General features: G+C 29.0%; 6 protein-coding genes and 1 pseudogene. All 7 read right to left on the reverse strand.

From position 1 onward, the window contains the following. The coding region (locus CHTY_RS01070; protein ID WP_203552086.1) for a toprim domain-containing protein at positions 1 to 1190 on the reverse strand (1190 nt) is incomplete at its 3' end. A gap of 24 nt (positions 1191 to 1214) precedes the next feature. Then, a complete protein-coding gene (locus CHTY_RS01075; RefSeq protein ID WP_203552087.1) occupies positions 1215 to 2711 on the reverse strand; it encodes a replicative DNA helicase in 1497 nt (498 codons plus the stop codon). An 18-nt stretch (positions 2712 to 2729) separates the two neighbouring features. Then, positions 2730 to 3335: a hypothetical protein gene (locus tag CHTY_RS01080; protein ID WP_203552088.1), complete on the reverse strand. Its 606-nt coding sequence runs from the start codon at positions 3333 to 3335 to the stop codon at positions 2730 to 2732. A gap of 42 nt (positions 3336 to 3377) precedes the next feature. Continuing rightward, complete coding sequence (locus tag CHTY_RS01085; protein WP_203552089.1) at positions 3378 to 3527, reverse strand: hypothetical protein; 150 nt, start codon at positions 3525 to 3527, stop codon at positions 3378 to 3380. Next, positions 3511 to 4143, reverse strand: a complete 633-nt coding sequence (tmk, locus tag CHTY_RS01090; protein ID WP_203552090.1) for a dTMP kinase — start codon at positions 4141 to 4143, stop codon at positions 3511 to 3513. The genes CHTY_RS01085 and tmk overlap by 17 nt, the downstream gene beginning before the upstream one ends. Before the next feature lie 65 nt (positions 4144 to 4208). Continuing rightward, positions 4209 to 4838, reverse strand: a complete 630-nt coding sequence (locus CHTY_RS01095) for a YqaJ viral recombinase family nuclease (protein ID WP_203552091.1) — start codon at positions 4836 to 4838, stop codon at positions 4209 to 4211. A 518-nt stretch (positions 4839 to 5356) separates the two neighbouring features. Then, positions 5357 to 6117 (reverse strand): annotated as a pseudogene (locus tag CHTY_RS01100) (hypothetical protein); the annotation flags it as partial.

A 6117-nucleotide genomic window follows, 5' to 3' on the forward strand; every position in this document is an offset into this window, starting at 1 on the left:
AATAAATCATCAACATCTTTACAAGTTTTATTATATGGCGGTAAAATGCGTCTAATTTCGTATTTAATATTGGCTTCTTTAAGTTGTATCCCTAACGCTTCACTTCGTTTTTGTCCTGTTTCGTCGTTATCTAAAGCAATAATGACTTTGATATTTTCTTTTTTGAGAATGGCTATTTGCGCTGGGGAAAGTAATTGGGTGACACAAATTAACCCGACCACATTTTTAATGTTGTTTTGCCAACAACTGATGACATCAAAAAAACCCTCATGGATAATGAGGGTTTTGGTTTGTTTAATATATGGCCAAGCTTCCCAAAAACGATAGCTGAAATAAAAAGTCGGTGTTTGACTGAAATTATTGATCGATTGGTATTTGGGTTGAAAATAGGGAGTATCACGAAAATGGTTTTGATAAAAATGAAAGGTTTTATGATAACCGTTTTCTATGGGAATAATGATTGAACCATGAAAAGTGTCGTGATAATATTTTTTATTTTGTTGATTAGTTTTTTCTTTGATAAAGCCATATTCCACTAATTTGGTAGGATCGATATTTTTTTTTTGACAATAATTGACGAGACGAAAAGATAAAGGTTTATCCGATAAGGGGGCATAACCTAATTTAAACTCTTTAATGGTTGCGAGAGTTAATTTTCTTTTTTGGGTTAAATATTCCCATCCCAGTATTGCTTCGTTGTTGCGGTTAGAAATTAATAAATAATGATAATAATCGCGAATTTGATTAAATAAAGGTGATATTTCTTTAAATAATTGGATTTTTTTAACCTTGATTTCTTTTTCATTGATGGGGTTGGGGATATTTTTAGGGTGATATTGATATTTGAAGGGGTTGGTTGGTGAATGAGGAATGGCCTTTTGTTGCTCAATTAGTGTTTTAAATTCTTGCGTTTGCATAAAGTTATTAATTCTTTCAAGGGCGTTATTGAAAGTTTTAATGCCTCTTATCTCCCTATAAACATCAATAATATCAAAATCTTTACAACATTTCCAACAATGAATTTTATTATCTGAAGTTAAATGACAACAAGTAGGATTTTGACCTTGGTGGATGGGACAGGGGAAACGGTATTTGATATTGAAATTTGATGGTAAAAGATTTAATTTTTTTAATAAAACTGACATAGGGAAATTGATTTGAATGTGTTTTATTTTTTCTTGAAAATTCATTTACTTTACTCCTATTTTTTTTGATTAATAATAAGTTTCTATTTGATAAGGCAAAACAAAACCTAATTCTTGGAAAGTTTGAGTAGTCATTTCGAAATGATAAAGTAAGGTTTTTTTGGTACCACTGCGGTTTTTTTTGATACATAATTCGATTATTTTTTGATTTTCATGGTCATTAGCTTCTAAATGGAGTTGATTTAAGTTCGAATTATAGATATTTATGGGTTTTTCTTTGTCTTTGGATAGTTTAGGTTGGAATTCGGCCATCATTAAGACGATATCAGAATTAGTTTCAATGCCGCCACTTCCCTTTAAAGCGGTTATTTCTGGTGATTTACTTTGGTAATTAGTGTATGTATCTCTTGAAAATTGAGATAATATGATAATAACGATGTTTAATTCAATAGCTAATTGTTTGAGTTTAGTCATAATTTCATCAATGGCTAAACGATCGTTTTCTAAGTGATTTGTGGTTTTAGTTATTTGAAGGTGGTCAATGACGATAATTTCTGCTTGTTTTTCTAAATGAAGGCGATAAACTAAATCAATGACATAATTAATGTTTTTGCTTTTATCATAACTAAATGATAAATTGATGTTGGCAAAAAAATGTTTAGCATATCTCATTATTTCCTTATAGGTTTGAGTTGTAATGTTTAAATCCTCCAAATTTTTATCTAAAATAACATCTAAGGGAATTTGTGTTTGATGAGCTAATAAACGACTTAAATTTTCTTCTAAGGTCATTTCATAAGAAAATACTAAAATATGAGGATAACAAGAACTTTCTTGGTGGTTGGTTTTGGTGATATCTAAAAGAAGGTTGTAGACAAAAGTGGTTTTACCTAAACCAGTATAGCCGCCAATAGTGATGATTTGGCCTTTTTTAAAACCTTTAGTTGCTTGATTTAAACCGCGAAAAGTTTCAGATAAGCGGTAATATTCTTCCCTTATTTTTTGTTTTGATTGGTTTTCTGCGTCAAGCAACTCAGGATGTAAAGCAACCATTTGCTTTAAATGAAAAAGGGTTTTATCGTTTTTGTGGGGGATTAAAGAGATAAAGTTTCTTAACTTATCAAAGATTGTTTGATAATATAAGTTTTTAGTGTAAGGGTCTTGGTTTTCGTATGTGGGACTGATGATTTTTATTAATTGTTGAAATAGTTTTTCTTGGGTGTAGGTATGTTTTAGATTATCTAAAAGATGAGCATTATTTTGGTTTTCAAATTCGGCATTTAAATAATTTAAAGATTCTAAAGTAAAGTTATCTTGTGGAAAATTAGTTTGTAAATATGTTAATAACTCTTTGATAATGGTTGCTTTTGTATTGGGTTTGTCCCACGGATGAGTTGTTTGTTTTTCTAAAAATAAATATTTTAAAGCTGTAAATATTTTTTTATTATGGGGTTCAAGTAAAGTTTTAGGGTTGATTATTTGGCAGTAAAGGTTTAACTTTTCCCATTGGCCTTGTTCGATATAATTTATTAGTTGTTTTAAGGCTTTTTGTTCGTTGGTTAACATTTTATATTAACTCCTTTTTTATTTTTTAATGATGTTGATATTAACAAAAGGGATAAATTCATTAGTAATTAAGTTTTGAAAGAAATTATTAGCGGAAGGAGAAAATAAGTTAATTACTTGNTTAATCCCTTGGACTTTGCCTTGCTTGATTTTATTGTTGAGTCTTTCAGTTTCGATTGCATCATTAGTTAATAAATAAAACTCAAAGCGCGTATCGAGTTTTTTGAGTTGTTGTCCTTCTATTATTGTTTGTTTATAACGGTCACGGAGGCAAGTTTTAAAACTAAAAGCGATGATTCTTTTCTTTTTTGTAAATAAAACTAAATCAAATTTATTGTCGGGAATAAAAAATAAAGAGGCTTGGGGATATAAATTAGTGATACCTTGGTTTTGAAAATATAATAAAATGAGGTATTCATTGATTTTGCCACGGATTACTTTTTGAGTTTGAGAATTGATATTATTTTGGTTAAAATAATGGTTTAATTGTTGGTGATTGATTGTCATATATTCGTTAATAGAAAATTTTAAGGTCATTTTGTTAAAAAGACATTTTAAGATTTCTACAGTTTTGGTATTAGGGTTAAATTGGTTAATATTAATCAAATCTTGGTTCGTTAACATTTTGGGTATTTCCTTTCTNNAAATAAAAAAAAGACCTTNAAATTAAGGTCTTTTGTTGGTTTTGGTATTTTTAAAAATTCTTTTGGTTTTCCATGTAATGATGCCATCTTTTCTAATGGTTTTAATTTTGCCATTAGAAAAATAGATGTAGGTATTGCCATTTTGACAGGTTTTCTTAATTATTATTGCCATTTTTTATTTCTCCTATTTTTTTGATTATTAGTTTTTGGTTAGTTAAGGCTGTTTTGTTATTCATTGATTTTAAGATTAANTTATGACCGANNTTTTNTCTTTTTAAAAACGCTTCATATCCTTGGCTTACTTGATTAAAATATGATAAAGGATTTGATTCGATCACATCTAATTTATGNTCTTTTTGGTTTTNTTTNCGTGNTAAACCTAATTGAGGTTCTACTTGTAAATAAACAGTCAGATTGGGTTTAAGGAAATTTTTACTTAATTTATTAAACNTTTGATAGTTTTTATCAATATGATGCGGATAAGNTTGATAAGCGAAATTAGAACCTAGCCAACGATCAATTAAGATGATCTTGTTAGTTTTTAAATNNGGTTNNATNATTTCTTCTTGNNTTTGCAACATATTAGCAAAACTNANNANATANCNAGNTAATGGTTTTAATTGGGGATTAGTTAAAAAGATATCACGAATGGTTGGTCCGATAGAAGCACTGCCTAATCCTTGGAGAGTGATAACTTCGTGACCTTGTTTTTTTAATTGTTTTNTAACTTTTTTAATNAAAGTTGTTTTNCCNCTNCCGTCNAGNCCTTCAAAAACTATTAATTTCATNTTNTNTTCTCCTTTANTNCTAATTTTTGGTATAAAAAAAGACCTTNCAATTGAAGGTNTAATNATTATTTAAATTTAGTTAATTGTTTTAAATAANTTGTTTGNGNTAATTCTTGTTTNGCNTTNTGTAGNAATNCTAAATATTTTTTNCNATCTTGAATCATTTTATNAATGAAGTTATTNTCTTGGTAAATACGCACTACATGATAATCATTATCATTGAAATAAACTAAAAAATAGGCGAATTTAGCTTGGGAACAATAAAGTTGACATTGAACTTGGGCCCAGTANTTTAANGGNACTTCTTNGTTTGNNAAAAANCCATTCCANGATGNTGAGATATTATTNTTTTCGTCAACATAAGGGCATTTGATTTCTAANANNGTGTTGGTTTTAGCATTATAACCNTCTAAAGAAGCGGAAAACATTTGGGCTTTATCATCCGTAAAGATAGCATCAGGATAATTTAATTGAGTGGTTTTTTCAAAGAAAGCACGGGCGATTGGTTCCATTTTGTTACCATGTTCGGTGTATTTGTTGCTTGTGAAAGTAGTGCCAAAGATTTTATCATGAACTAATTGTTCTAAAGAACGGAATTTGTCATTGCCTGTGATACTACCAATTTCCGAAGCGTTGATGAATTTTTTACGATGTTGATACCATTCTTTGGTACGTTGGGATAATTTGATTTCCATCGTTATTTTCCTTTCTTAAAAAATGAGATGAGATATTTCACCAAATAATAAATAAATTTAATGGTGTGATATAAAACTTTAAAAAGAAAATCAATTAAACATAAGAGATGAGGCAAAAACAATAAAATAATAGTTAATAAAGTTAAATTAAGCCATCGGTTTTGATAAGTCAAGTAATGATTGCTGATATCATTGCACCAATTATTTAACTTTGTTAACCAAGTATTAATTAGGTTCCACATGATTATTTGTTTTATTAGTAGTTAGATATTGATAGAATCTAATTATAATACCTTGTTTTAGTCTTTGAATGCTTAATTGATAGGTAAAAAGATAGCATTTGATTAAAAAATAAATTAAATAAATCGGGATAAGGAAAATCATATAGATGATATTATTTATTAAAAATGAGGGGATTTTTTTGATGAACATATTTAATTAGTTCCTTTCTTGTTTTTAGATGATGGAGTAATAAAAAAAGACTCTATTTCATAATAGAGTCTTGGAATGATTTGTTATTAAGAATCGAGGATCTCTGGTTTTTTAGGGGGATAACTGTTGTCTAAGAAGTGATAATAAGTTCTTGTTTGCCAACGATCTCCACCAGAACAACAATCGTTACCGTCGATATACCAATCATCATAACGCCAACCTTCTTCATATTTATAATAATGGGTATTACCATTTTCATCATAAAGAGTTCTAGATGAACGACCTAATTTGTTTCTAATCGTTTCTCCTTGGTAAGTGCAGCCGTATTTGATATAACATTGGTTTAACCAATTGACATAATCTTTTTGATAGGTGTTTAAAATATCTCTTTTTGGTTGTGTATCTTGACAAGTGAGGTGATATATTTTATCTTCGGTTTCAAAAGTGTTTTCTATTAAATTAAGAGTATATGAAATATTAATTTCTTTATAAGCGGGTGCGGTAATAGTTATAGGATTATTGCCATTGCGAGTTTGTTTGTTATATTCTCCTTCATAAGCATATAAATTTTTCTCTCTTTTCCAATCACGGATGGCTTTGTAGGGGTCAAGGGAGTCTGGGAGATTAATGTGGATTGGTTTTTTTCGAGTTTCGAAAGCGAAAAGATAGATGTTTTTGGCGCCATTGGATAATTCTAAGAGTTCTTCGATGGTGCCTGGGAGTTGGTGCATTTCTTGTTTTAAGGCGTTTATGCTTTCTTCGTATTCTTTGATGTGTTGGTTTAAGAGTAGTTTAAAATCATCATCTTCAATTTTTTTTAATTGTTTTTGTCTATTTTGTTGAATTT

The organism is Candidatus Phytoplasma meliae, assembly GCF_016876135.2.

What these genes read in the sequence shown, in the direction of transcription:
- CHTY_RS01075 (WP_203552087.1), bottom strand. Translation starts at nt 2,711, where the DNA reads ATGTTAACCAACGAACAAAAAGCCTTAAAACAACTAATAAATTATATC.
- CHTY_RS01085 (WP_203552089.1), bottom strand. Translation starts at nt 3,527, where the DNA reads ATGGCAATAATAATTAAGAAAACCTGTCAAAATGGCAATACCTACATC.